Genomic DNA, 25,080 nt, shown 5'->3' on the forward strand with positions numbered 1-25,080 from the left:
ACGATGTCGAGGCGGTCGACGCCGAGGCGCTTGAGGCTGTCCTCGATGGAGCGTTCGGTGGCTTCGGCGGTCCATACGTGGAGCATTTTGTTGGGGTTGCCGTGTTCGAACAGGCCGCCCTTCTCGCCGAGGTCGCGGGCGGCGGTCTCGTGTTCGTCGAGGATGACGCGGCCGACCTTGGTGGACAGGGTGTAGGCGTCGCGGGGCTTGGTGGACAGGACCTGGCCCAGGCGTTCCTCGGCGAGGCCGGCGCCGTAGAACGGGGCGGTGTCGTAGTAGCGGATGCCCTGGTTCCAGGCGGCCTCGACGGTGGCGGCGGCCTCCTCGTCGGGGATCGCGCGGAACATGTTGCCGAGCGGGGCGGTGCCGAAGCCGAGCTTGCCGGGAAGGATTTCCTTGAGGGACATGGTGGTGCCTTTGTGGGGGAAGGGTGGGTGTCCGCGAGTGCGGCGGCTCCGCTGACGGGGCCGGGGCACGGGGGGAGGGGCGGCCCACCGGGTGAGCGCCGCATATAAATGCAAACGCGCCTTACATGCAGAAACAATACTTGCATGCGCGGGTTAATGCAAGGGGCTGCACTGCGAGGGTCAGGCCCGGGGGCCGGGCCCATGAGGTGCGGGCCTTCCTCACCGCCAACCTCACTGCGATCCGCCGGGCTCGCAAACCGAAGGCGTCCCCCACAATGACCGCCCGCCCGCGCCGACGACGGCGCACCGCATCCCGTGAGGGACGCTGCACGACTCGCAGGGGCTCCCGGCCGGCACCTCCGCGGACGCGTCGGGTGCGAGCCGTCCGACACGGGTATCGGCTCCATGCCGAGCGACCGCCTCAGGGAAGGATCGTGGGGACGAGACCGCCGTCGACGCCGAGCGCCCTGCCTGTGGTCGCCGAGGCCTGCTCCGACGCCACGTAAGTGATCATGCTGGCCACCTCGTGGGGACGGATCAGGCGTTTGAGCAGGGATGCGGCCGCACGGTTCTCGGCCAGGTAGCGCTGCTCCTGCTCTCCGGGGTCGAGGCCGGGGTAGAGCTCGTCGAACATGGCCAGCACGCCGTCGCTCATCGTCGGTCCGGGCAACACGCAGTTCACCGTGACCCCGGTGCCGGCGACCTCCTGGGCCATGCCGCGGGACACGGCCAGCTGCGCCGTCTTGGTCATCCCGTAGTGGACCATGTCCGTCGGCGTCTGGACGCCGGCCTCGCTGCTGACGAAGATCACGCGGCCCCACCCGCGCCGGGCCATCCGCGGCGTGTAGTGGCGTGCCAGGCGCACGCCGGAGAGCACATTGACCTCGTAGAGGCGCAGCCAGTCCGCGTCGGGGATCTCGAACACGGGCCTGGTTTCGAAGATGCCGGTGTTGTTGACCAGGATGTCGACGTCGGGCAGTTGCCGGATCAGGTCGGCCGTCCCTTCGGCGGTACCGACGTCGGCCGTGACGCCGCGTCCGCCGATCCGCTTCGCCGTCTCGGCGACGCGGTCGGCGTTGCGGCCGTTGACCACGACGTCGGCCCCGGCGGAGGCGAGAGCCTGCGCGGCTGCTTCGCCGATTCCCGCTGTTGACCCGGTGACCAGGGCGGTACGTCCACTGAGATCGATCTGCATCGGGCGAGTACCTCTCCGGAGTGGTGGTGGCCCACCGGCAGTGGGCCGCGTCTGATCGTGCTTCCATCCTCAGGTCCCCAGAAGGCTCGCGGGCCTGCGCCACAGCTCGTCGGGCCGGGCAGTCCGGTTACCGGCGCACTTCACGCACGCGCATGAGCGCCTTGGACGGCCGGAATCAAGGATCATCAGCAGAACGTGGGGGCCGCTCGGGAAGTTGGGCCGTTCAGGTGCCCTCAGGACGGAGCGCCGGTCCGTTGCCCCGTTGCTGGTTCAGCTGGGCGGGACGGCGATCCGGGGCGCTCGGTCCTACCGGCGTCGCGAGGCGTCCACGGCCTCTACCGCGGTGACCAGCGAGGCCGGCTCGGGGGTGCGGGCGGCTTCGTCCAGCGTCTCGCGCAGGGCGGCGTCGCTGGTCGGGCGAACCTCGATCAGGAGCTTCAGACCGTCCTCGCCGACGTCGGTGCAGATGCCGCGGCGGTCGATGGGGCACAGGTAACGGGGCGGCAGGCCGCGGTCCTCCCCATGGCGTCGTTCGGAGGCGGCCAGGGTGTCGGCTTCCGTATAGGAGCAAGCGACGGCGAGGTTCTGAGGTCCTCGCCGTGCTGCAGGTGCACCGTCATGGTGCGGGCACCGGCCGTTGCAACTCCGCGCCACCGTCGCCGAAGCGGCGCGCTCCTGGGCCGCTCGTTCTGCCCGTCGGACCTGCGCGGACCTGTGCCCGAACTGTGGGGGCGCGCAGGCCATGCCGGCGACAGGCCTTCTTCCGCCGCATCGCGTGACTGCGAATTCCGCACCCAAAGAGCCATTCTGCAACTGAATCAGTTCTTTAAGGCGCGTCTATGACTGGTTAGCATGCCAATCACGCGATCCATCTCCGAAATCCGCAAACCAATGTGGGGGTATGGCATGCCCAGATTCAGCGATCAAGAGCTCGGCATGGGACGCAAGATCACACGCCGCGACTTCCTGGACGGCGTGGCAGTCACCGCGGCCGGGGCGGCGGCCGCCACGGTGCTTCCGGGTGCCGCGCAAGCCGCGCCCGCCGCACACGGCCAGGGTCAGCACAAGCGGAACGCACCATACCCGCCCACCCAGACCGGACTGAGAGGGCAGCAGCCGGGCGCCTACGACGTCGCGCACGCCGTGCGCGACGGCGACTTCGAGGCCGGACTCATTACCGACACCCACGAGTCCTACGACCTGGTGGTGGTCGGTGGCGGCCTCAGCGGTCTCGCGGCGGCCTACCTCTACCGCAAACACGCCGGCCCCCGCGTACGCGTTCTGGTCCTGGATGCCCTGGACGACTTCGGCGGGCATGCCCGGCGCAACGAGTTCCACGTCGGTCGTACCCTGCTGCTGTCCAACGGCGGCACCGTCAACATTGACACTCCCAGCAGCTGGTCGAGCGAGGCCCGCGATCTGCTGACCAAGGATCTCGGCGTCGATCTCAAGGCCCTTGCAGCCACGGTCAAGAGCAACGCCTACGCCCCCTACTCCCTGCGCAGCGCCACCCTGTTCACCGCCGAACGGTGGGGCAAGGACCATCTGGTGACCCGAGAACCGGGCGAATCCTGGGCGTCGTACGCGGCCAAGCTGCCGATGAGCGCGGCAAGCCGGTCGGCCCTGGTGCGCCTGAACACCACGACCGAGGACTTCTACCCCGGTCTGACCGACGCCCAGAAGAAGGAGATCCTCGCGCGTACTCCGTACGAGACCTACCTGCGGGAGAAGGTCGGCCTGGACGACGACGCCCTGGAAATCGTCAAGCGCGGCACGAACGGCCTGTGGGGCGTCAACGTCGACCGGGTCGCTGCGGCCGACGCGTGGGCGACCGGGCAGCCAGGCTTCGGGGGACTGGGACTCACCGACGACCCGTGGCCGGGCGCCGGCTTCACGCCGTTGATGAGCCTGAAGGAAACAGAGGAAGACGGCAACTTCTACTTCCCCGAGGGCAACGCATCGATCGCCCGCCTGCTGATCAGCAAGCTCGTTCCGGACGCCTTCGACGTGCGCCGCCCCGACTGGCGGGAGATTGTCACCGCAAAGGCCGACTACAGCAGACTCGACGAACCCGACAACCGAGTCCGCATCCGGTTGTCCAGCGCGGCGTTCGAGGTACGCAATGATGGCCGGCACGGCGTGGTCGTCGCCTACTCGAAGGGCGGTCGCAGCTACCGGGTGAAGGCCAAGGGTGCTGTCATGGCCTGCTGGAACTCCGTCACCTCCTACCTCGTCCCCGAACTGCCCGACGAACAGGTGACCGCGATGCGTTACGGCGTCAAGGTGCCCTTGGTGTACGCGCGGGTCGCGCTGAAGGACTGGCGGCCCTTCGCTGCGGCCCGGGTCTCCCGTGTCAGTACGCCCTCCGGCTTCTTCAGCAGCTTCGGTCTGCCGACGGTGACCGAGATCGGCGACTTCGCGATGCCGCACCGACCCGAACTGCCCACCGTGGTCTCCCTGTCGGCCACTCCCAATTCCCCCCGCCTGGTCTGCCGGGAGCAGCACAAAGCCGGCCGTCGACAGCTCATCAGGATGCGTTTCGAGGACTTCGAGCGTGAGATCCGCGACTCGATGGCCCGCTCCCTCGCCGATCACGGCTTCGACCCGGCCCGCGACATCACCGCCATCACCGTCAACCGGTGGGCGCACGGCTACGCCTACGAATACAACTCCCTCGACGACCCCGCCCTGTTCCTGCCCGAGTCAGAGCGGCCCTACGTGAAAGCCCGCAGGCCCGTCGGCCGGATCGCCATCGCCAACTCCGACGCGCAGGCGTTCGGTTACACGCATGCCGCCTTCGATGCCGCGTACCGTGCGGTGGCCGAGCTCGTCTGACCTACTGTCGTCTGTTCTCCGGGGCAGGTGAGGCGTCTCTTCCCGCCCGGCGGTGCCGGGCGGGAAGGGCCGGTCGCTCGTGGCAGTCACCGCGAGGACCAACCAGAGCGAAGCGGATAAGGGTCCGTCGGAGTGGATGCCGCCGACGGAGTCCGCAAGGGTCTCACGCGTGCCTGGCCCAGACACATTCGCCGCCTACCCAGGTCGAGGTCACCGAGACGGAGGTGATCTCGTGCGGGTCCACTGTGGTCAGGTCTGCGTCGAGAACCACGAAGTCAGCGAGTTGCCCCGCTGTGAGTCGGCCCTTGACATGGCTCTCGCCCGTCGCGTGTGCAGACCCGTGGGTATAGACACCGAGCGCGTCAGTAACGCTCAGCCGTTGTTCCGGACCGAGTACGGTGCCATTGGCCGTCTGACGGGTCACCATGCTCTGAACCGCCAGCATCGGGTCGATCGGGACGATGGGGAAGTCTGTGGAACCTGCGACCGCGACGCCGGCATCGAGCATGGACCCGTGGGCGCAGGCCATGGCGGCGCGCTGCGTCCCGTAGAACCGCTCGATCGCGTCACCGAAGAGTGCGATGAACGCACCGAAGGGAACCGGCGTTGCACCGACTGCTTTGATCCGCTTGATCAGCTGCTCGTCGACGATGCTGCAGTGTTCGATCCTGTGGTTGGTTGTCCGCAGCGCCGAGGGGTGGTCCAGCGACTCCAGAGCATCCAGCACCTTGCTGATGGCGAGGTCTCCGTTGGCGTGCACTGCTGCCCGCGCACCGGCAGCGTGGATGGACCGGATCGCATCCCCGAGCTCGGCGTCGTCCAGCACCTGCAGGCCGTTCTCACGCCCGGTGGAGCTCGGATAGGGGTGCTGGCACAGGCACGTGCCGCCGGAGAGGGCGCCGTCCAGCATCAGCTTCACCCCGGCCAGTTGCAGTCGGTGGGCGTCGGGTTGCTCAGTGGGCCATGCCCTTGGGTCGAAGTAGGTGTGCCACAGCAGCATGCTCACGCGCGGGGTGAGCTGCCCGACGTTGCGTGCCGCGGCATACATTTCCTGCTCCAGCGGCGTGACGATCGCGTCGCAGTAAGAGGTGATTCCGACTTGGTGCAGCTCGGTGTTGACCTCCCGCAACGCGGCGACCTGCGCGGACTGCTCACCGCCTGAAGCGATCGACTCCCTGCCGATCCCTGGCAGCCAGGGATCCAGCCAGGCCCGTTCGTACATCCAGCCGTTGAGGCGTCCGTCAGCGTCGGCTCGCAGCTGCCCGCCGGGCGGCGCGTCTGCCTCCGCCCGATAGCCGATCCGCTCCAGGGCGGCGCTGTTGGCGACAGCCCGATGGAAGGTGTACTGGATGACGACGACGGGGTGCACGGCGGACACACGGTCGAGGAGGTTCCGGTCGACCGGCCCGGCCACGGCGTCCTCATGCAGCCCTTGCCCGACAACCCATTCCCCCGCCGGAACCAGCGCCGCCCGGGCCCGCAGGGCGGTCAGCACTTCGTCCGCGGATCGCGCGGAGGAGACGTCCACCCGTACCCGCGCCAGTCCTGCCTGCGAGGTGTGGCAGTGAGCGTCGTTGAAGCCGGGCACCACGAGGGCGCCTTCGAGCTCCACGCGCTCGGCGTGGGGGAAGCGGGCGGACAGCTCGGCGCTCGACCCGGTCGCCACCACCCATGCGCCGCGGACCGCGAACGCCTCCGGCTGCGTGCCGTCGAGCGGTTCGATCCTGCGGGCGGTGAACACCCGCAGGGGCTGCCCGGATTCCTTGTCGCCCGTCCATGTGGTCTGGGACATAGCGGCACGAAAGGTGTCTCTCATAGGGGGTGAAACTCCTTGCGCTGGGACGTGGGTGGTCGGCGGCCTGGCCCGGTCGGGTCATGGCCTGCTGGGGGCCGACGACCTCGCGGTCCAGGGGCGCTCGCGCAGCGCAGGAGGTCGCGACAGGCGAGATCTCCGCTCCACCGGCATGTGTACTCATGCCCGACAACTCCACGGTCTGGAACCGGACTTCGCGGGTCGTTGGTTCGTATGGCGTGACCGGCCCGGGGGTGTCCTGGGCCGGTGGCATGGCGTTGGGTGTGTCGACGAATGCCCGGTCGCCGCGGCCACGGTGCCCGCGTCAGCGCCTCGAAGTGACGGTGACCTCCGTGGTGGAGAAGCGTCTGGGCGCTCCGCCCGTCGCCGCCGAGTCTCTGCGGTGGCTGGACGTGGCCGGAATCGTCGACGAGGTGAGCCCGGGCGGCGCGAGTGCCCGCCTGACGCACGGACAGGTGATCGAGGCGGCACTGCTCAACGACACCGGTGGTGCGGGTCCCGTGGCTGCCGGCCGTTTCGGCCGGCGACCTGGAGTCAGTGCACGCTCTCCGTGCCCGGCCGAGGCAGGAGATCGATACCGCTGTCCTCGGGCAGCGTCTCCTGGTAACCGGTGTACATGTGCTGGGTCGCCAAGTGGATCAGACGCTCTTCGTCCCCGGCCCGGGCCGCGTCGAGCAGCGCACTGTGCTCGCTCACCATCAGCCGCACGTTGCCGACGTCGTGGACGTAGGAGCGGGTGATGCGCCGGTTGACCGGATGGTCCCAGAGCGTGTCGATCATCCGGAGCAGCAGCGCGTTGCCGCACGGCTCGATCAAGGACATGTGGAATGTGCGGTTCAGCTCGAACTGGGCGGCGGCGTCGGAAGGATCGGCCGCCGCCATGTCCTCGATCACCGCGGTGAGCCGGGTCAGTTGAGCCTGGTTGTGGTTGCCGCATGCCAGCCGCAGGGCCAGGGTCTCCATGGACTGCCGTACCTGGTAGACCTCGGCGATGTCGTTCGACTGCAGTGCGTTGACGAGGTATCCGCTCCCCGGCAGCCAGGTGACCAGGTTCTCGTGGGCGAGGCGGTTCAGCGCGTCGCGGACCGGCGTGCGCGAGACCCCGAGCCGCTCCGCCACCTGCTCCTGCACCAGGGGCGTGTCGGCCTCGATGCCGCCCGACACGATCTCGTCGCGGAGGCGCTCGTAGACCCGGATGCCCAAGGGCCGCGTGTCCCTCGGGCCACTCCGCAAAGGCTGCACGTCTGATCTCCATCCCTGCCGGTTGGCTCTGCCTGAGGCGACATCAGCCACGGCGGACAGAAAACCATCTCGCCGCCCCGTTGTCCTCCTCGGACACACTGTATACGGTGCATGTACTGCATCCGAAAGAGGCCGTTGTGTTTGTCCTGAACACCTGGTACGTCGCTGCGTGGTCCAAGGAGGTGACCGACAAGCCGGTGCGCCGGGTCATCTGCGAGCAGCCCGTCGTGCTGTACCGCACCCCGGCCGGTGAGGCGGTGGCCCTGGCCGACCGCTGCGCCCACCGCGCCTATCCGTTGTCGGCCGGCCGTACGGTCGGGGACTCCATCGAGTGCGGCTACCACGGTTTCGCGTACGGCCCTGACGGCGTCTGCACCCGCGTCCCCGCGCAGTCGGCCGTCCCCGCGCGCGCCCGGGTGCGCCGCTACCCGATCGTGGAGAAGGACGGCTGGATCTGGGTCTGGACCGGCGACGCCGAACTCGCCGACCTGAGCCTGGTCCCGGACACGCACTGGATGAACGACCCCGAGTGGGCGACGGTCACCCACACCATGCTCTTCGAGTGCCGGCACGACCTCATCCACGACAACCTGCTCGACCTGACCCACGAGTCGTTCCTGCACCAGTCGACCGTCGGCGACGACTACATCTACGAGCACGGCATCACCGTCGAGGTGGACGGCCGGGTCGTGACCGTCGACCGGCTCATGCCCGGCGTCGAGGCGCCGCCGCTGTACGCGCGGACCATGGGTACCGAAGGGCTGTACGACCGGTTCCACGCCACCGAGTTCCATGTCCCGAATTACCACGTGCTGCACTCCGGGATCACCGAGCAGGGGCGCCCGCGTGAGGAGGGCCACCTCATCAAGGTGCTCAACGGGATCACGCCCGTCGACGAGAAGACCACCTGGTACTACTACGCGTTCAGCCGGAACTTCGCCGTCGACGCCGAGTGGGCCACCCGGGAGTTGGAGGTCGGGCTCGAAACCGTGCTGCGCGAGGACGCCGACGCCCTCAGGGACCAGGAGATCGGGATGCGGGAGCGCCCCGGTACCGAGCACGACGTGCTCATCGGCCATGACGCCGGGGTGGCCAAGGCCCGTCGCATCCTCAGCCGGCTGCTGGCGGCGGAGGCCGTCGGCGCACCCCCGGCGAGCCGGACCACCGGGACGTCGCCCGCCGTCGCCGCGGCGAGGGGCTGACGACGATGGCGCGCCTGCACGGCATCGACCTCGACGCGTCAGGGCGCCAGGTCGGGTCCATCCACCTGACGCACTCGGACAACCGCCACGACAACGGCGTCATTCCGGTCCCCGTCGCCGTGCTCTCCGGAGGGCCGGGCCCGACGGCACTCCTCGTCGCGGGGACACATGGCGACGAATACGAGGGGCAGGTGGTCCTGCACCGCCTGCTGCGGGAGACCGACCCGGCACAGGTGGCCGGCCGGATCATCGTCCTGCCGGCGCTGAACCTGCCGGCGGTACGGGGCGCCGCCCGGGTCTCGCCCCTCGACGGACAGAACCTCAACCGCTCCTACCCGGGCAACCCCCGCGGCGGACCCACCGAGCAGATCGCCCATTTCCTCACTGCGGAGCTGTTGCCGCGGGCCGATCTGGCGATGGACCTGCACTCCGGCGGATCGAGCTCCCATTACGTACCGTCGGCGTTCGTCTACGAGGGCCCGGATCCCGAGGGCTGGGCGGCCAAGCGCCGGCTGACGGAGCAACTGGGACTGCCGTGGTCGGTCGCCGTCCCCGAGCGGTTCGAGCCGGGCTCGTTCTCGACCGCGGCCGACGACGCCGGCGTCGCGATGATCTCCACCGAGCTCGGCGGCGGGGGCGAGGTCACTCCGGCGATCGTCGCCGCCGCGGTCCACGGGCTGCGCCGGGTGCTGGCGGGCGCGGGCATCCTCGAAGCCTCCCCGGACACCCCGTCCGCACCGCGGACCCGCTGGATCGGCCTCCTCGCCGACGGCGCCGTCCATACCCCCGTCCGGGGCCTGTTCGAGCCCATCGCGCACGTCGCCGACGAGATCAAGCAGGGCGACCTGCTCGGCCGGGTCCACCCGGTTGAGGAGCTCGACCGGCCCTGCGTCCCGGTCGTCGCGCATCGCGACGGCGTCGTCGCCATTGTCCGCCGCCCCCCACTGGTCGACCTCGGCGACTGCCTCTACCACCTGGCCGCCGACCACCCGATCGACATCTGACCATCCACCACTGCGATCGGCAGGTGACTTTCCACCACTCCGATCGATATCCGACCCCCCACGGCTTCAGCTGACGCACCGCCCACTTCGTTCCGTCCCTGTCCGAAAGGCCCGTCCCTGTGCGCCACCCGATCCGACTTTCCGCCCTCGTGGCCGGCCTCGCCCTGGCCGTCACCGCCTGCACCAACGCATCGGCAGGGGCAGGCACTTCAGCATCCCAGGCCGCTCCTGCCCCGGCGACCGCCGGTTCGCCCGCCACCGAGGCAGCGGTCGACGCCGCCGCCGCGGCGCTGCTCCCCGGCGCCATCAAGTCCAAGGGCGTGCTCGCCGTGGCGAGTGACGCGTCCTACCGGCCGTTCGAGTACTTCGACACGGACAACCGGACGATGATCGGCTTCGACATCGACCTGACCGACGCCCTCGGCGCCAAGCTCGGCCTCAAGGTGCGCCACGTCAACGCGGGCTTCGACAGCATCCTGCCCGGCCTCGCTGCCAAGAAGTACGACATCGGTGCCTCCGCTTTCTCGATCACCCCGGAGCGGTCCAAGACCGTCGACTTCGTGCCCTACCTCAATGGCGGGTCCGGCCTCGCGGCCAAGACGGGCAACCCGCTGGGGTTGAAGATGGAACCGATGTCCCTGTGCGGACACACCATCGCGGCCCAGAAGGGCGCCATCCAGGGGCTCAACCAACTGCCGGCGATCTCTGAGATCTGCACGGACGCGGGCAAGCCCGCGGTCGAGATCGAGCTTTTCCCCTCGCAGGACGGCGCCAACCTCGCGGTGGTCAGCGGCCGCGTCGACGCGGTCATGGCCGACACCGTGTCGCTCGGGATGCAGGCCGAGGCGTCCAACGGGCAGTTCGAGCTCGTACCTGGCCCCGACTACGAGCCCGCTCCCACCGGTATCGCGTTGCCGAAGGGCTCTGCGCTCAAGACGGCCCTGGAGGCGGCCATGAAAACCGCGCTGACCGACGGCACGGTGGAGTCACTCATGAAGAAGTGGAACCTCCCCGCCAGCACGTCCCTCAAGCCCAGGAGCTGACATGGCCACGATCCCAACGCCCCTCGCCGGGGCGGCCAAGTCGGTGCCGTCCGCGGAACTGACCGTCCTTCCGAAGCGGCACCCGGGCCGGTGGGTGACGGCAGTCGTGCTGCTGCTCATCGGCGCGGCAGGGCTGCGGTCGGTGTTCACCAACCCCCGCTTCGGCTGGGACGTCGTCAACACCTATCTGCGCGACGTGTCGATCGGCAGCGGCCTCGCCATCACTCTGGAACTCACCGCCATCTGCATGGCGGTCGGCGTCCTGCTGGGGATCGTCCTCGCAGTGATGCGGCTGTCGGTGAACCCAGTCGTGCGATCCGCCGCCTTCCTGTACGTCTCGTTCTTCCGCGGCACACCGGTGCTGGTGCAGCTGCTGTTCTGGTACAACCTTGCGGCGCTGTATCCGACGCTCACGTTCGGCATCCCGGGCGTGGCCCTGGACGCCAACCGGCTCATCACACCGCTGTTCGCGGCCATCCTGGGCCTGGGCCTGAACGAGGCGGCGTACATGTCCGAGATCGTGCGGGCCGGCATCCTGTCCGTCGACCACGGCCAGGGCGAGGCGGCCGGAGCGCTGGGGCTGACCCGGATGCAGACGATGCGCCGGGTGATCCTGCCGCAGGCGATGCGGGTCATCGTCCCGCCGACGGGCAACGAGACGATCGGCATGCTCAAGACCACCGCGCTGGTCAGCGTGCTGGCCGTACCCGACCTGCTCTACTCCGCGCAGATCCTCTACTCGCGCAACTTCCAGACGATCCCGCTGCTCATCGTGGCGAGCATCTGGTACATGGTCGTGACGACCGTCCTGACCGTGGGGCAGTTCTACATCGAGCGCCGGTACGCCCGCGGCAACCGCACCCTTCCGCCCACCCCGCTGCAGCGGCTGCGGGAGTTGCTGCGCACGCACGCACCGATCGCCACCGGGAGGACCTCATGACGGCCGACGACGTCTCCACGGGCACGACGCCCACCGCCCTGGCCGGTGACCCGGCTCCGCCTCCGATGGTGCGGGCCGAGCAGGTCCGCAAACACTTCGGCAGGCTGGAGGTGCTCAAGGGCGTCGACCTGGAGGTCGCTCGGGGCGAGGTCGTCTGCCTCATCGGCCCCTCGGGCTCCGGCAAGAGCACGTTCCTGCGCTGCATCAACCACCTGGAGACCATCGACGGCGGCCGGATGTGGGTGGACGGGCAGATCGTGGGCTATCAGCAGCGCGGGACCAGGCTGCACGAACTCGGCGACAAGGAGATCTGCCGCCGGCGCACCGAGATCGGCATGGTGTTCCAGCACTTCAACCTGTTTCCGCACATGACCGTGGTGCAGAACCTCACCGAGGCGCCCCGGCTGGCGTTGAAGGAGCCCAAGGCCGCCGTCACCGAACGGGCCATGGGCCTGCTGAAGCAGGTGGGCCTGCAGGACAAGGCGCACGCCTACCCGCGCCACCTCTCCGGTGGCCAGCAGCAGCGCGTGGCCATCGCGCGGGCCCTGTGCATGAGGCCCAAGCTGATGCTCTTCGACGAGCCGACCTCGGCCCTGGACCCCGAACTCGTGGGCGACGTACTGAAGGTGATGCGGGACCTCGCCGAATCCGGCATGACCATGATCGTAGTCACCCATGAGATGGGATTCGCCCGCGAGGTCGCCGACCGCGTCGCGTTCTTCGACGCGGGCCAGGTCGTGGAGACCGGCCCGGCCCGCCAGATCATCACCGACCCGCGGCACGCCCGGACCAAGGCCTTCCTGACGGCGGTCCGGTGAACACCGGTACCACGGTGGGCCGGGACGCCCCGGCCCACCCGTGCGAGACGAGGGAAGGCACCGGATGAGGCTGCTGCTACGCGCCAACACCCACCGGCGGATCGACGGCGGCTGCCGGGAGGTCGCGGCCTCGCCGGACACCCCGGGCCGCGAACGATGGCTGTGGCAGGTCCGGCTGCTCGACGCCGCGCACGGCCCGTCCTACGTTCCCCTGCCCCGGGCCCACCGCGTCACCGAGTCACTCGCCCCGGGCGTGACCCTGGAGGTCGTGGCCGAGCCCGGGACGGTCAGCCCGACCGTGGAGGTCGTCGGCCTCGGCGCCCCGTCGGAGGTCGCCCGCGAGCGGGACGAGATCGTCGTCCTGCTCGCCTGCGGCGGACAGGTGCTGGTGGAGGACCGGCACCTGCTCGCCGACGAGGACGCGTTGGTGCTGGCGGGCGACGACCCGCTCGGCGTGAGCGTGCTGAGCCCACCGGGCTCACGCTCGCTGGTCGCGGTGGTCAGGCTGCGCCCGGCCGACGGCCGGGTCATGGCCTGGGTTCCGTGAGCAGTCGGCGGACCGCACGGATCAGTAATGGAAAGCAGAGGTGACTACGGTGTACGGCGTGCACGAGGAGCAGCGGTTGCGGCTGCGGGTGAAAGCGCTGGAATGGGAGGCCGAGGGCGTGGTCTCCGTGCATCTGCGGCGGCCCGACGGCGGTGAACTGCCGGCCTGGGCGCCGGGGGCCCACCTGGACCTGCACCTGACCGGCGGCATCGTTCGGCAGTACTCCCTGAACGGGGCATCCGCCGACCGGTCCGCCTGGCGGGTCTCCGTGCTGCTGGAACCCGCTTCGCGCGGCGGCTCGCGGGCGGTGCACGAGAGCCTGCGCGCGGGCGACCAGGTCGACGTCGTCGGGCCGCGCAACAACTTCCCGCTCGTCGACTGTGCGGAGTACCTCTTCATCGCCGGCGGCATCGGGATCACACCGATCCTGCCGATGCTCGCGCGGGCCTCGGCCTCCGGAGCCCGCTGGTCACTGATGTACGGCGGGCGCTCGCGGGCGAGCATGGCCTTCCTCCCGGAACTGGCCCGGTACGGCGAGAGGGTGCTCGTGCGCCCGCAGGACGAACACGGACTCCTCGACCTGGAATCCTTCCTCGGCGCGCCGCGGGAGAACACGACGGTGTACTGCTGCGGTCCGGAGCCGCTGCTGGCCGCCGTCGAGCGGCTCTGCGCGGCATGGCCCACGGACACGCTGCACCTGGAGCGGTTCGCCGCCAGGCCGCAGATGCCTGCGGACCCCGACGCCGAGCAGCCGTTCGAGGTGGTGTTGCACCGCACCGGACGCACCGTCACGGTGCCCGCGGGCAAGGCGGTCCTGGAGGCGCTGGAGGACAACGGGATCGAACCGCCGAACTCCTGCCGGGAGGGCATCTGCGGGACGTGTGAGACCAAGGTCCTCGAAGGGATTCCCGACCACCGGGACAGCCTGCTGTCACCGGAGGAGCGGACCGCGAACGACACGATGATGATCTGCGTGGGCCGTGCCCTGTGCCCCCGCCTCGTCCTGGATTTGTGAGCGGACACCCGACCCGGACCGAAAAACCGGAGCCATTCGAATCAGCAAGGGGACAACCATGGGCAAGCGGTCCGGGCACATGGTGCACGGCGTCGTCGCGCGCGGCAAGGGCGCCGACGTCACTCCGGAGAACATCGTCGTGCCCGACCCGGGACCCGGTGAGGCGCTGGTGCGGGTGCAGGCCTGCGGGGTGTTCCGCACCGACCTCCATGTCGAGCACCTACGGCTCGGGCCGCGCGACATCCCCACGCCCGCGGTCGGCTGAGGTACCGGGGCCGCGCCCTCGTGGCCCGGCCCCGGCACGTCGCCTCGTCCCGGCGCGGGGGACCGGCTGCGGCTGCGGATGCCCGGCACGGTGCAGTTGCCTGACGCGTCCCGCGCAGGCGAACCCGGTGGCGGCCGGCGCCGCCCAGCCGCGGACCGGAGAGGACCTGGGTCTACGGCGGCCTGCGCACAGCCGACGGGCGGGAGATCACGACGGCCGCGTCGTCGCGCAGCAGCGCCTTCTACCAGCAACCACGGTACCGGCGCACCGGCGGGTGGCCACTCAACTCATCGCCTGCGGCAGTTGAGGCGTATCGGATCCATTCGTCCCGCGGTGCCTGTCGTGTGTGCGTGTGCCTACGCCCCGGTGATCCGCCGGAACAGTTCCTCTCTGACCTGGGCTGCCGCCACCGCCTCCGCGCCGCGCAGTACCGCGTCCGGGCCGAGGGTGGATGTGGTGACTTCCGGGACGCGGGGGCCGAGTGCCCCGAGGGCGGTGCGTAGTGGTGGCAGGAGGTCGGGGTGGCCGGCCAGGTCGCCGCCGAGGACGATGAGGGCGGGGTCGAGGACGGCGTCGATGCCGGCCAGGGCCTGGGCGAGGGCTGTTGCGTGGGCCTGGACGATCTCGGTGCAGGTCTGGTCGCCGCGGGCGGCTGCTTCGAAGACGGTTGCCGGGAGGGTGTCGGCGGGCAGCCCGTGGGCGGTGAGGCGGGCGGTGAACGCGGTGGGGCCGAGGGCGAGTTGGAGAGGGCCCAGTTCGCGTTCGCGCGGGCCGTGCGGGTGGATGCCGGCCATCGGCATGCGGGAGACCTCGCCGGCGGCGCCGCGGGCACCGCGGTGCAGTTCGCCGTGCATGACGATGCCCATGCCGATGCCCTGGCTGACGTGGAGGTAGACGAAGTCGTCGAGGCCGCGGGCGGCGCCCTGCGCGCGTTCGCCGAGGGCGGCGAGGTTCACGTCGTTCTCGACGGTGACCGCCGCGTCCGGTCCCAGGTCCGTGCGGATCGCGTCGATGGCTTCCTGGTCGAAGTGAGGCAGGGGCGAGGGGAGGTCGCGGCGGACGCGGCCGTCGCCGTCGACGATGGTGGGTACCGAGATCACCGTGTGCCAGATGCGGTCGCGGGTAGTGCCGGCGCGGGCCAGCGCGCGGTTGGCCAGTGCCTGGACCTGGATCTCCAGGGGGGCGCCCGCAGGCAGTGCCTCGGCGGGTGTCTGGGCCAGGGCGAGGCGTTCGCCGCGCATGGTGTGCAGGGTCAGGCGCAGGTCGAGCGGGGTGACGACGAGTGCCGCGTACAGGCCGCCGTCCTGCGGTTCGATGCCGTAGAGCAGGGCGGCCGGGCCCTTGCGCGAGGTGTCCTGACCGGTGCGGGCGGCGAGGCCGGACTGCTCCAGGCTGGCGACGGCGCGGCCGACGGTGGGCAGTGCGAGCCCGGTGCGCTCGGCGAGCTCCACGCGCGTGAGGGGACCGGCGTCCAGGAGGTGGGCAGCGACCGACCACTCGTTGAGGGAGCGCAGGACCGGGGCGGCACCGAAGGGCATCGGGGAGGGCGAGCCGGGCAGGCTCGGCGAGGTCGACGGCATGGCCTCATCGTACGGTGCCGGAGCTTTCTCTAACAGGAAGTTAATACTCGGATTGCAGCAAGTATTGACCGGACACTTGTGCCGCTCTAACTTTGCGTCACCTTCTCGAACGAACTGTTAGTGAAGGAAGGTCCATGCGATCCCCTGACGTTCGTTCGTGTCCTCCTTCGTTCACCTCTGTCCCGGCCCTGGAGGCCCCATGCCCCCTCTCGGCAGGCGCGCCCTGCTGTCCGCTGCCGCGGCGACCGCGGCCGGCGGGCTGCTGACGGCGTGCGGCAGTCCGCCCGGCCGCTCCCGGCGGCTGCTCACCGTGATCGCGGAGACCGGCTCGCTGCTGACGCGGAACTTCAGCCCGTTCGTGCCCAACGCCCGCTGGGCCGCCCAATACGTGCTCCACGAGCCCCTCATGGTCTGGAACATGGCCAAGGGCCGCCTGGAGCCGCAGCTCGCGACGGGCTACCGCTGGTCGGACCGCAACCACACCCTGACGCTCTCCATGCGGCAGGGCGTGCGGTGGTCGGACGGGCGGCCTTTCACCGCCCACGACGCCGCCTTCACGCTCGAACTCATCCGCAGGACAAAGGGGTTGATCGGGCGGGCGGCGCCTGCGCTCGCCGACGTCGACACGATCACCGCGCCCGACGACGGCACCCTGCGCATCACGTTGAAGCGGGTCAACACCCCGTCCCTGCACGACCTGGTGGGGCAGGCGATCGTGCCCCAGCACGTGTGGGGCGAGATCGACGACCCGCTGCGGTTCGCCAACCCGAACCCCGTCGGCACCGGCCCGTTCAAGGTCACGCAGTTCCGGCCACAGGGCTACGAGATGCACCGCAACCCGCTGTACTGGCAGAAGATCCACATACCGGGGCTGCAGCTGTCGGGCTGGTCGGGCAACGACCAGATCAACAACGCGACCGTGAGCGGTGCCGTCGACTGGGGGGCACTGATACCGAACCCCGACAAGACCTTCGTACGGCGCGATCCCGAGCACTTCGGGTACTGGTGGCCGCACGCCACCGACGTGCAGATCTTCTTCAACACCACGATGGCCCCGTTCGACGACCCGGCCGTGCGCCGCGCGCTCGCACCCGCCTTCGACCGCAAGCGGATGGTGGACATCGCGGTGTGGGGCAAGAGCGTGCCCGCGAACGCGGTGGGTCTGCCCGATGGCGCGTACCCCGGCTGGTTCGAGAAGGAGACGCTGCACCGCGAGGACAAGCTCACCGCGTACGACCCGAAGGCCGCCGAACTCGCCCTGGACAAGGTCGGGTTGAAGCGCACGGGCGGGGGCGGGATGCGCGTCGGGAAGGATGGCAGGGCCTTCCGGTTCGACATCATCGTGCCCGCCGGCTGGACGGACTTCGTGTCCGTGGCGCGGATCGCCGCCGACAACCTCAGGACCGTCGGCATCGACGCGACCATGCGCACGACGAGCTTCGACAACTGGTCGCAGAACGTGTACGGAGGCTCGTTCCAGGCCTGCATCAGCGCGGGCGAGTGGGGCGCGACGCCGTACAACTACTTCCGCGCGATGATGTCCAAGGCGACGAAGGCCCCCAAGGGGCAGGCGGCGACGCTCAACTTCCACCGGCTCGCCGACCCCGCCTCGGACGACCTGCTCGCCCGCTGGGCAGCCGTTTCCGACCAGGCCGAGCAGAAGGACCTGGCGCGCCGACTGGCATCGCGTTACACCGAGTTGATGCCGGCCGTGCCGCTCTACGAGCAGCCGGAGTGGGGCGCGTACAACACGCAGCGGTACACCGGGTTCCCGACGAAGGAGAACCCGTACGCGGCGCTGCGCCCGGTCTCCCGATTCCCGAGCACCTTCCTGGTCTTCCCTCATCTGAGGACGGCGTGATGACCTATCTTCTGCGCAGGGCGCTGTTCTATCTGCTGGCTGCCGCGGCGGCCGTCGTGCTGAACTTCCTGCTGCCGCGGCTGATGCCGGGCGACCCGGCGACCGCCATGTTCGCCAGCTTCAAGGACCACCTCTCGCCCTCCGACATCGACGCGATGCGCGAGGCGTACGGGCTCAGCGGCGGGTCCTTGTGGTCCCAATTCACCGAATATCTGGGGCACTTGTTCCAAGGCGACCTCGGGATATCGCTGTCGCAGTTCCCGACGCCGGTGACGAGTGTGGTCGGCGACGGGCTCGGCTGGTCGGTGCTGCTCGGCACGACCGTCGTCGTGCTCGGCTTCGCGATCGGCGCCGGGCTCGGGACACTGTCGGCGTGGCGGCAGGGCAGCCGCTTCGACTCGGTCGTGCCGCCGCTGACCATGCTGGTGGGTGCGTTCCCGTACTTCTTCCTCGCGCTCGTCGCCGTCTACCTGCTGTCGGTGAAGTGGCCGCTGCTGCCGCTCGGCCAGGCGTACGGGCTCGATGCGGACCCCGGTTGGAACCTGTGGTTCGCCGGCTCCGTCGCCCAGCACCTGATCCTGCCCGCCGGGACCGTCGTGCTCGTCTCGATCGGCGGCTGGCTGCTGACCATGCGCAACACCATGATCGGTGTCCTCGACGAGGACTACCTGACGATGGCCCACGCGAAGGGGCTCGCCCAGCGCCGCGTGATGGGCGCCTACGCCGCCCGCAACGCGATCCTGCCGACCGTCACCACCCTCGGCATGGCCATCGGCGCGGTATTCAGCGGCCAGTTGCTCACCGAGGTCGTCTTCTCCTACCCCGGCGTCGGCCACCAGCTCTACCAGGCCGTCACCACCCACGACTATCCGCTGATGCAGGCCCTGTTCCTGATCATCACGCTCTCGCTGATGCTGGTGAACCTGCTGGTCGACGCGGTGTACGTGCTGCTCGACCCGCGGGTGCGGTCCGGCGCCGCCGCGTGAACCCCACCCGTACCAAAGGAGGTACGTCCATGAACACCCTCGTCACCAAGGTCGGCAAGACCGCCGGGTTCGACCGGCGTGCCACGGCGGGCGCCTGTGTCCTGCTGCTGCTCGTCCTGGTCGCGCTGGCCGCTCCGCTGCTCGCGCCCGACGGGCCGACCGCCACGGACGTACGGCTGCTCGCCGCGCCCTCCGGCGACCACTTGTTCGGCACGGACGGGCAGGGGCAGGACGTGTTCGCCCAGTTCCTGTGGGGCGCCCGGTCGTCGCTGCTGATGGCGGCCGTCGTCGGCACCGGCACCACCGTGCTCGCCGTCGCCGTCGGCATCTTCTCCGCGTATGTGCGCGGCATGGGCGACGACCTGATCAGCCTGTTCGTGAACGTCGTCCTGACGATCCCCGGCCTGCCGCTGATCATCGTGCTCGCGGCGTTCCTGCCGCCGGGCACCGGCACGATCATGCTTGTCCTGACCGTCACTGGCTGGGCGTACGGCGCCCGCGTCATCCGTTCGCAGGCCCTGACGCTGCGCGAGCGGGACTTCGTGGCCGCGTCGACGGTCGTCGGCGAACGGCCGCTGCGTACCGTTTTCGTGGAGATCCTGCCCAACATGTGGTCGGTGATCGCCGCGTTCTTCTTCGGCCAGGTCGTCTTCGCCCTGACCGCCGGCTCGGCCCTGGAGTTCCTCGGCCTCGGCGACGCCGGGACCGCCTCGTGGGGGACGATGCTGTACTGGGCGCAGAACGACTCGGCGCTGCTGCAGGGTGCCTGGTGGACGTTCACCGTCCCGGGTCTGGCCATCGCCGCCACCGCGGGCGGCCTCACGCTCGTGAACTTCGCGATCGACCGCGCCGCCCATCCCCGGCTGCGCTCCCGCTCCCGCATCCGCCGCGTGGCGGGTGCGCCGACCCCGGTGGTGCGCGATGCGCGATAAGGCCGATGAACTGCTCATCGATGTCAGGGACTTGAGCGTCGCATACGAGTCCGGGGGCGGCCTCGTCACGGCCGTTGACCGGGTCTCGTTCACCCTGCACCCCGGGGAGATCCTGGGACTCGCCGGAGAGTCCGGCTGCGGCAAGTCGACGATCGCGCTCGCCCTGCCGAGGCTGCTGCGCTCGCCCGCCGTGATCACGGGCGGGCAGGTGGTCTTCGACGGGACGGACCTGCTGGGTATGGACGACACGGCGATCCGCGCCGTGCGCTGGCGCGACATCGCGCTCGTCTTCCAGAATGCGATGAACGCCCTCAACCCGGTGCTGCGGCTGTCCGCACAGATGGTGGACGTGATCCGGCACCACGACAGGGCGAGCGCGGAGCAGGCCAGGGAGCGGGCCGGCGAGCTGCTCGACCTCGTCGGGATCGGCCGGGACCGGCTGCGCGCGTACCCGCACCAGCTGTCGGGCGGTATGCGGCAGCGCGCGGCCATCGCCATCGCGCTGGCGCTGCGGCCCCGGCTGGTGATCCTGGACGAGCCCACGACCGCGCTCGACGTGGTCGTGCAGCGCGAAATCCTGGACGAACTCAAGGGACTCCAACGCGAGTTGGGATTCGCCGTGCTCTTTGTCAGCCATGACCTGGAGCTGCTCGCCGAGTTCACCGACCGGATCGCGATCATGTATGCAGGACGACTCGTGGAGTCGGCGCCCTCGCTGCCGCTGCTCGACGGTGCCGCCCACCCCTACACCCGCGGCCTGCTCGCCGCCGCGCCCGATCTGCACGGCCGACGCTCCGTGAGCCGCACCGCCCTGCCGGGCACACCGCCCGACCTGTCGGCGCCGCCGCCGGGCTGCCGGTTCGCCGAACGCTGCGAGAAGGCGATGGACGTGTGCCGCTGGGACGAGCCGCCGCTGAGGTCGCTGAACGGCGCGGCTACTCACGTGACGGCCTGTCACCTCTACTCACAGGATTCCCAGGAGGTGCACGCGTGATGGCCTCTCCCCATCGACCCCTACTGTCCGTCGAGCACTTGAGCCGCACGTTCCGTCAGGGCGGGTCGCTCCCGTTCGCGCACTCCCGCAGCACCGAGGTGCGGGCCGTGCGGGACGTCTCCTTCGACCTGCACCGGGGCGAGACCCTCGCGCTGGTCGGCGAATCGGGGTGCGGCAAGTCGACGACGGCCCGGATGATCGCGCGGCTGACGAAACCGACCGCCGGGACGATCAGCCTGGGCGGCGCGAGCGACGTACCGGAGCGGGAGTACCGCTCGCGGGTGCAGATGGTGTTCCAGGACCCGTTCGGCTCGCTGAACCCGGCCCACACCGTGCGCCATCACCTCGTACGGCCGCTGCTGCTGCACAAGCGGGCAACACGCGGAGAACTCGACGTCAAGGCCAATGAGTTGATGGATCTGGTGGGTCTGTCCCGGTCGCTCTTCGACCGGCATCCGCACGAACTGTCCGGCGGCCAGCGCCAACGCGTCGCCATCGCCCGGGCGTTCGCGGTCGAACCGGAGGTCGTCGTGGCTGACGAACCGGTGTCCATGCTCGACGTGTCGCTGCGGCTCGGCGTACTCGGACTGATGGAGCAGCTGCGCACCGAACGCGGCACCGCGTTCCTCTACATCACCCACGACATCGCGAGCGCCCGGCACCTGGGCGCCCGCATCCTCGTGATGTACGCCGGCCAGATCGTGGAGTCGGGACCCGCCGGGCCCGTCGTGGACCGGCCCGCGCACCCGTACACAGACCTGCTGGTCGGCTCGGTGCCCGACCCGCGCCGCACCGCAGCCCCCGTCAAGCGGGCCCGCGCCGCGACCGCGACCACGGGCTGCCCGTTCGCCGCGAGGTGCCCGCTGGCCGTGGACAAGTGCCGCACCGAGGAACCCGAGGTCACCGAGGTCGCCGACGGACGGTGGAGTCGCTGCCACCGGGCGGCGGACCAGTACGCGGCTGCCAGAAAGGTGAGCGCGGCATGAGCGAGACACTGATGCGGGTCGGGGTGTGCGGACGGAAGTTCCCCGGCGTCGAACGCCTGGGCCCCGAAGGTGTGTTGGCGGCGACGGCCCGGATCGGGCGCGCAGGCGTGTTCTTCCGCACCCTCACCGACATGAGCCCGGACCTGGACGCCGGACACCTGGCCGAGCTGCGGGCGCGGGCCGATGCCGACGGGCTGTACCTGGAGGCCGGGCTCGGCAAGGTCAACCCGTACAACATCTCCGAGGAGACCTCTGTACGCGAACTCGGCGACGGCGACCATCTGCTCGGGATGACCCGGATGATCGAGGCCGCGGCGGCGATCGGCATCACCGAGCTGTGGGCCGACACAGCGAACTACCAGCGGCACAGCTGGGGGCTGCACGCCGTCGACCGGTTCCGCACCGATGTCACCTGGGACGATCAACTGGTCGCCATCGAGCGGTATTTGCAACGCCTGGCACCAGTGCTGCGGGCCAACGGCTGCCGGATCAACCTGGAGACCCACGAGGAGATCACCACCCACGAGGTGGTGGCGCTCGTGGAGGCCGTCGGCCCGGACGCCGTCGGCATCACACTCGACCTCGCCAACGTCGTCGTGCGCGGCGAGGCCCCCGTGGCCGCGGCCCGCCGAGTCGCTCCCTACACCCATCAGACCCACATGCGCGACATCGTCCTCGCCTTCACGGACGAGGGCATGGAGCGACAGATCCGGGCCTGTGGCGACGGGGTGATCGACTTCGCGGCCGTACTCGACGTCCTGACTCGGCACCGGGGTGGCCGGGGCCCGTTGAACCTGACCATCGAGAACACGATGGCCCGCGACTGGAACGGCATCCCGCTGCATGACCCGCGCTGGCAGGCCGCCCACCCCCAGCTCCCGATGTCCGACGTCCTCGAACTCGTCCGGCTGTGCGATCTGTCCGAGGAACGCATGCGAGCCGGCACGGCGCCCGGCCTCGACGACTACTACCCCGAACCGCCCAGCGAGGACTGGGCCCTGGACTTCATCCGCCGGTCGGCCGACCACCTGACCGCCATCCAGACCACAGCATCCGCAGAACCCGCAGCATCCACCCAGAAGGAGACATCTTGACCACCCGCACCGCCCCCACCCCCCGCCCGCTCCAGGTCATCGTCGTCGCCGCCCACCCGGACGAGCCCGAAGAGTACGCGGGCGGCCTCGCCGCCGCGTACGCCGAGGCCGGACACCACGTCAAGTTCCTCACCCTGACCAACGGTTCGGCCGGGCACGCCACACTCGGCGCCGCCGAACTCGTCGCCCGCCGCGCCCGCGAGGCCCATCTGGCCGCCGAGCGGCTCGGCGTCGCCGAGTACGAGATCTACGACGACGTCGACGACGGCTCCCTCGTGCCGACGCTCGACCTGCGCATGCGCGTCATCCGCTCGGTGCGGCGCTGGCGGGCCGATGTCGTCGTCGGTTTCCACCCCGATGGCGGCGGCCACCCCGACAACCGGGCGGCCGGCCGTATCCTCGCCGACGCGCTGCATTTCACCGAGTTGAACAATGTGCTGCCGGCTGTGCCGGCGCTGTCGGCGGCTCCGCTGTACCTGCTGATGCCGGACTACGCCACCACACATGTGCACCGGCACGACATTGCTGTCGATCTCGCACCGGTCCTGGAGCGCAAACTGCGCGGCTGCGATGCGCACGCCAGTCAGTTCTACGAGTTCTCCTCCCACGGTCAGGACCGCACGGTGCCGCCCGCCGACGACTGGGCGGGGCGCCGCGCCTACCTGCTGGAGCACTGGCGGCCGTGGTTCGAGGCGAGTGAGGGTATGCGCGATGCGCTTGCTGTGCGGTACGGGAAGAAGCAGGCGGCGCAGGTGATGTATGCCGAGTCGTTCCAACTGGCGCCGGGGCGACGGATGTTCACCCCTGATGAGTTGGCGGCGTTGCTGCCGCCGGTCACCGCGTGACGGACCAGGCCCCCGCCCCCGCACCCGCCCCTGCCCCCGTCCCTGGTCCGGTGCCCCGGCCCGCGTATGCCGTGTGGACCGGGGGAACCGGAACCCGGCCCGCTTCGGTGGACGGGGAGGGCGCGCAGGCGGCGGCCCGGCTGCTCGGGCTCGAGACCGGCAGGCACGGCACCCAGAGGCGCGGCCGCGTCGAGCTGCGGCTGGAGGAGAGCGCCGACGCGTGTCCTGAGGCATACCGGCTGGTGTCCGCCGCCGACGGGGTGACCATCACCGCTGCCGGGCGGGCCGGGCTGCTGCACGGGGTGCGTACGCTCGCACAGCTGGGCGCGGCGCCGCCGCTCGGGGAGATCGTGGACGCGCCGCGGTACGCGTACCGCGGCGGGATGCTGGATGTGGCCCGGCACTTCTTCGACGTACCCCAGGTGCTGGCTTACGTCGACTTGTTGGCCGCGTACAAGTTCAATCACCTGCATCTGCACCTCACGGACGACCAGGGGTGGCGCATCGCTGTGGGTGCGCTGCCGCGGCTCGCCGAGGTGGGCGGGGCGGGCGGGTACTACAGCGCCGAGGACTACCGGCGGATCGTCTCGTACGCCGCGGAGCGGCACATCACGGTCGTGCCCGAGGTCGATCTGCCGGGGCACACGAACGCCGCGCTGGCGGCGTACCCGGAGCTGGCCGTGCCCGGCGAGACCGGTCAACTTCCTTACACGGAAAGAGAGGTGGGGCGCAGCAGCGTCGACACCGGCTCGGAGCGTGTCTTCGCGTTCGTCGACACCGTGGTGCGGGAACTGGCCGCCCTGACCCCGGGGCCGCTGCTCCACATGGGCGGCGACGAAGCCCTGCGGATCGGTGCCGCCGACTACGCGCGGTTCATGACGCGGGTGGGCGGCATCGTGCGCGCCCACGGCAAACAGCCCATGGCCTGGGACGAGGCCGCGCTCGCCGGGCCTGCGACCGTCGACGTGGTCCAGGTGTGGCGGCCGCGTCGGCACGCCGGCCCCTCGGTCGACGAGGCGGTGCGGGCTGCCGCGCGGGGCGGGGCCCGGCTGGTGATGTCGCCGGCCGACCGCACCTACCTGGACATGAAGTACGACGCCGACACACCGCTCGGCGCGGACTGGGCCGGGACGGTGGGGCTGCGCGACGCGTACGACTGGGACCCGGCCGCGTATCTGCCCGGCCTGCCGGACGGTGCGGTCGTCGGGGTGGAGGCGCCCTTGTGGACGGAGACCATCGCCGATGTTGCCGGCCTGCAGCGGATGCTGCTGCCCCGGCTGCCCGCCGTCGCCGAGGTCGCCTGGTCGCCCCAACAGGTCCGTGACTGGGACGACTTCGCACGGCGGATCACCGCTCACGGCCGGCGATGGACCGCGGACAGGCTGGCATGGACCGCAGCGGACGGCGTGGACTGGGCCGCCGGGGGCGGGGCGGCGTGAGGGGCGCGGTTCGGGGCGGACGCGTTCCCTCCCCGTT

23 protein-coding genes are annotated in these 25,080 nt (G+C 70.3%); 17 read left to right on the plus strand and 6 right to left on the minus strand.

Going from position 1 to position 25,080, the window contains the following annotated elements; translation table 11 throughout:
* From ACFU6I_RS25275 to ACFU6I_RS25285, 3 genes are all read right to left on the minus strand, one after another.
* On the minus strand, window positions 1-407 hold a 407-nt coding region (locus ACFU6I_RS25275), incomplete at its 3' end, for an aldo/keto reductase (protein WP_384370791.1).
* A gap of 421 nt (window positions 408-828) precedes the next feature.
* Window positions 829-1,602, minus strand: coding sequence for an SDR family NAD(P)-dependent oxidoreductase (locus tag ACFU6I_RS25280; protein WP_384370793.1), 774 nt, complete (start codon window positions 1,600-1,602; stop codon window positions 829-831).
* Window positions 1,603-1,908: 306 nt separating this feature from the next.
* Window positions 1,909-2,346, minus strand: coding sequence for a hypothetical protein (locus ACFU6I_RS25285; RefSeq protein WP_384370795.1), 438 nt, complete (start codon window positions 2,344-2,346; stop codon window positions 1,909-1,911).
* A 162-nt stretch (window positions 2,347-2,508) separates the two neighbouring features.
* On the opposite strand from ACFU6I_RS25285, the gene ACFU6I_RS25290 reads away from it, so the two are divergent.
* Window positions 2,509-4,437, plus strand: coding sequence for an NAD(P)-binding protein (locus ACFU6I_RS25290; RefSeq protein WP_384370797.1), 1,929 nt, complete (start codon window positions 2,509-2,511; stop codon window positions 4,435-4,437).
* 163 nt (window positions 4,438-4,600) lie between these two features.
* On the opposite strand, the gene ACFU6I_RS25295 is transcribed toward ACFU6I_RS25290, so the two are convergent.
* Together ACFU6I_RS25295 and ACFU6I_RS25300 are read right to left on the minus strand one after the other, a co-directional pair.
* Window positions 4,601-6,229 (minus strand): amidohydrolase, encoded by a 1,629-nt coding sequence (locus ACFU6I_RS25295; protein WP_384370799.1) that lies wholly within the window; start codon window positions 6,227-6,229, stop codon window positions 4,601-4,603.
* A gap of 555 nt (window positions 6,230-6,784) precedes the next feature.
* A complete protein-coding gene (locus ACFU6I_RS25300; protein WP_384370801.1) occupies window positions 6,785-7,453 on the minus strand; it encodes a GntR family transcriptional regulator in 669 nt (222 codons plus the stop codon).
* A 146-nt stretch (window positions 7,454-7,599) separates the two neighbouring features.
* On the opposite strand from ACFU6I_RS25300, the gene ACFU6I_RS25305 reads away from it, so the two are divergent.
* From ACFU6I_RS25305 to ACFU6I_RS25340, 8 genes are all read left to right on the plus strand, one after another.
* Window positions 7,600-8,694, plus strand: coding sequence for a Rieske 2Fe-2S domain-containing protein (locus ACFU6I_RS25305; RefSeq protein ID WP_384370803.1), 1,095 nt, complete (start codon window positions 7,600-7,602; stop codon window positions 8,692-8,694).
* A 5-nt stretch (window positions 8,695-8,699) separates the two neighbouring features.
* Window positions 8,700-9,698 (plus strand): succinylglutamate desuccinylase/aspartoacylase family protein, encoded by a 999-nt coding sequence (locus ACFU6I_RS25310; protein WP_384370805.1) that lies wholly within the window; start codon window positions 8,700-8,702, stop codon window positions 9,696-9,698.
* 119 nt (window positions 9,699-9,817) lie between these two features.
* Window positions 9,818-10,741 carry an ABC transporter substrate-binding protein gene (locus ACFU6I_RS25315; RefSeq protein ID WP_384370807.1) on the plus strand — a complete coding sequence of 308 codons (924 nt, stop codon included), beginning with the start codon at window positions 9,818-9,820 and terminating at the stop codon, window positions 10,739-10,741.
* A 1-nt stretch (window position 10,742) separates the two neighbouring features.
* The gene (locus ACFU6I_RS25320) at window positions 10,743-11,681 is read left to right on the plus strand and encodes an amino acid ABC transporter permease (RefSeq protein ID WP_384046238.1); all 939 of its coding nucleotides are present in this window, start codon (window positions 10,743-10,745) and stop codon (window positions 11,679-11,681) included.
* A 65-nt stretch (window positions 11,682-11,746) separates the two neighbouring features.
* Entirely contained in the window at window positions 11,747-12,499 is a 753-nt protein-coding gene (locus tag ACFU6I_RS25325) for an amino acid ABC transporter ATP-binding protein (RefSeq protein WP_384370888.1), read from the plus strand.
* A 64-nt stretch (window positions 12,500-12,563) separates the two neighbouring features.
* The gene (locus ACFU6I_RS25330; RefSeq protein ID WP_384370809.1) at window positions 12,564-13,046 is read left to right on the plus strand and encodes a hypothetical protein; all 483 of its coding nucleotides are present in this window, start codon (window positions 12,564-12,566) and stop codon (window positions 13,044-13,046) included.
* Window positions 13,047-13,086: 40 nt separating this feature from the next.
* Window positions 13,087-14,061, plus strand: coding sequence for a PDR/VanB family oxidoreductase (locus ACFU6I_RS25335; RefSeq protein WP_384370811.1), 975 nt, complete (start codon window positions 13,087-13,089; stop codon window positions 14,059-14,061).
* A gap of 58 nt (window positions 14,062-14,119) precedes the next feature.
* A complete protein-coding gene (locus tag ACFU6I_RS25340; RefSeq protein ID WP_384370894.1) occupies window positions 14,120-14,326 on the plus strand; it encodes a hypothetical protein in 207 nt (68 codons plus the stop codon).
* Between the two features lie 356 nt (window positions 14,327-14,682).
* On the opposite strand, the gene ACFU6I_RS25345 is transcribed toward ACFU6I_RS25340, so the two are convergent.
* Window positions 14,683-15,906, minus strand: coding sequence for an ROK family transcriptional regulator (locus ACFU6I_RS25345; RefSeq protein ID WP_384370813.1), 1,224 nt, complete (start codon window positions 15,904-15,906; stop codon window positions 14,683-14,685).
* Window positions 15,907-16,105: 199 nt separating this feature from the next.
* Between ACFU6I_RS25345 and ACFU6I_RS25350 the strand changes: the two genes are divergently transcribed.
* The 8 genes from ACFU6I_RS25350 to ACFU6I_RS25385 are packed head-to-tail and all read left to right on the plus strand — an operon-like array spanning window position 16,106 to window position 25,043.
* Entirely contained in the window at window positions 16,106-17,767 is a 1,662-nt protein-coding gene (locus tag ACFU6I_RS25350; RefSeq protein WP_384370815.1) for an ABC transporter substrate-binding protein, read from the plus strand.
* On the plus strand, window positions 17,767-18,753 hold the full coding sequence (locus ACFU6I_RS25355) for an ABC transporter permease (RefSeq protein WP_384370817.1): 987 nt from the start codon (window positions 17,767-17,769) through the stop codon (window positions 18,751-18,753). Before ACFU6I_RS25350 ends, ACFU6I_RS25355 begins: the two co-directional genes overlap by 1 nt.
* A 29-nt stretch (window positions 18,754-18,782) precedes the next feature.
* On the plus strand, window positions 18,783-19,685 hold the full coding sequence (locus ACFU6I_RS25360) for an ABC transporter permease (RefSeq protein WP_384370819.1): 903 nt from the start codon (window positions 18,783-18,785) through the stop codon (window positions 19,683-19,685).
* Window positions 19,675-20,679, plus strand: a complete 1,005-nt coding sequence (locus ACFU6I_RS25365; protein ID WP_384370821.1) for an ABC transporter ATP-binding protein — start codon at window positions 19,675-19,677, stop codon at window positions 20,677-20,679. Before ACFU6I_RS25360 ends, ACFU6I_RS25365 begins: the two co-directional genes overlap by 11 nt.
* On the plus strand, window positions 20,679-21,665 hold the full coding sequence (locus ACFU6I_RS25370; RefSeq protein ID WP_384370823.1) for an ABC transporter ATP-binding protein: 987 nt from the start codon (window positions 20,679-20,681) through the stop codon (window positions 21,663-21,665). Before ACFU6I_RS25365 ends, ACFU6I_RS25370 begins: the two co-directional genes overlap by 1 nt.
* Window positions 21,662-22,759 (plus strand): sugar phosphate isomerase/epimerase family protein, encoded by a 1,098-nt coding sequence (locus ACFU6I_RS25375; protein WP_384370825.1) that lies wholly within the window; start codon window positions 21,662-21,664, stop codon window positions 22,757-22,759. The genes ACFU6I_RS25370 and ACFU6I_RS25375 overlap by 4 nt, the downstream gene beginning before the upstream one ends.
* Window positions 22,756-23,604: a PIG-L deacetylase family protein gene (locus tag ACFU6I_RS25380; protein WP_384370827.1), complete on the plus strand. Its 849-nt coding sequence runs from the start codon at window positions 22,756-22,758 to the stop codon at window positions 23,602-23,604. Before ACFU6I_RS25375 ends, ACFU6I_RS25380 begins: the two co-directional genes overlap by 4 nt.
* Entirely contained in the window at window positions 23,601-25,043 is a 1,443-nt protein-coding gene (locus ACFU6I_RS25385) for a family 20 glycosylhydrolase (RefSeq protein ID WP_384370829.1), read from the plus strand. Before ACFU6I_RS25380 ends, ACFU6I_RS25385 begins: the two co-directional genes overlap by 4 nt.
* Window positions 25,044-25,080: the final 37 nt, after the last annotated feature.

It is taken from the genome of Streptomyces sp. NPDC057486, from assembly GCF_042802415.1.
In the GTDB taxonomy this organism is placed as follows: domain Bacteria; phylum Actinomycetota; class Actinomycetes; order Streptomycetales; family Streptomycetaceae; genus Streptomyces; species Streptomyces yanii.

What these genes read in the sequence shown, in the direction of transcription:
- ACFU6I_RS25285 (WP_384370795.1), bottom strand. Translation starts at nt 2,346, where the DNA reads ATGGCCTGCGCGCCCCCACAGTTCGGGCACAGGTCCGCGCAGGTCCGA.
- ACFU6I_RS25320 (WP_384046238.1), top strand. Translation starts at nt 10,743, where the DNA reads ATGGCCACGATCCCAACGCCCCTCGCCGGGGCGGCCAAGTCGGTGCCG.
- ACFU6I_RS25290 (WP_384370797.1), top strand. Translation starts at nt 2,509, where the DNA reads ATGCCCAGATTCAGCGATCAAGAGCTCGGCATGGGACGCAAGATCACA.
- ACFU6I_RS25295 (WP_384370799.1), bottom strand. Translation starts at nt 6,229, where the DNA reads ATGTCCCAGACCACATGGACGGGCGACAAGGAATCCGGGCAGCCCCTG.
- ACFU6I_RS25325 (WP_384370888.1), top strand. Translation starts at nt 11,747, where the DNA reads ATGGTGCGGGCCGAGCAGGTCCGCAAACACTTCGGCAGGCTGGAGGTG.
- ACFU6I_RS25340 (WP_384370894.1), top strand. Translation starts at nt 14,120, where the DNA reads ATGGGCAAGCGGTCCGGGCACATGGTGCACGGCGTCGTCGCGCGCGGC.
- ACFU6I_RS25370 (WP_384370823.1), top strand. Translation starts at nt 20,679, where the DNA reads ATGGCCTCTCCCCATCGACCCCTACTGTCCGTCGAGCACTTGAGCCGC.
- ACFU6I_RS25375 (WP_384370825.1), top strand. Translation starts at nt 21,662, where the DNA reads ATGAGCGAGACACTGATGCGGGTCGGGGTGTGCGGACGGAAGTTCCCC.
- ACFU6I_RS25350 (WP_384370815.1), top strand. Translation starts at nt 16,106, where the DNA reads ATGCCCCCTCTCGGCAGGCGCGCCCTGCTGTCCGCTGCCGCGGCGACC.
- ACFU6I_RS25280 (WP_384370793.1), bottom strand. Translation starts at nt 1,602, where the DNA reads ATGCAGATCGATCTCAGTGGACGTACCGCCCTGGTCACCGGGTCAACA.
- ACFU6I_RS25310 (WP_384370805.1), top strand. Translation starts at nt 8,700, where the DNA reads ATGGCGCGCCTGCACGGCATCGACCTCGACGCGTCAGGGCGCCAGGTC.
- ACFU6I_RS25360 (WP_384370819.1), top strand. Translation starts at nt 18,783, where the DNA reads ATGAACACCCTCGTCACCAAGGTCGGCAAGACCGCCGGGTTCGACCGG.
- ACFU6I_RS25365 (WP_384370821.1), top strand. Translation starts at nt 19,675, where the DNA reads ATGCGCGATAAGGCCGATGAACTGCTCATCGATGTCAGGGACTTGAGC.
- ACFU6I_RS25345 (WP_384370813.1), bottom strand. Translation starts at nt 15,906, where the DNA reads ATGCCGTCGACCTCGCCGAGCCTGCCCGGCTCGCCCTCCCCGATGCCC.
- ACFU6I_RS25355 (WP_384370817.1), top strand. Translation starts at nt 17,767, where the DNA reads ATGACCTATCTTCTGCGCAGGGCGCTGTTCTATCTGCTGGCTGCCGCG.
- ACFU6I_RS25330 (WP_384370809.1), top strand. Translation starts at nt 12,564, where the DNA reads ATGAGGCTGCTGCTACGCGCCAACACCCACCGGCGGATCGACGGCGGC.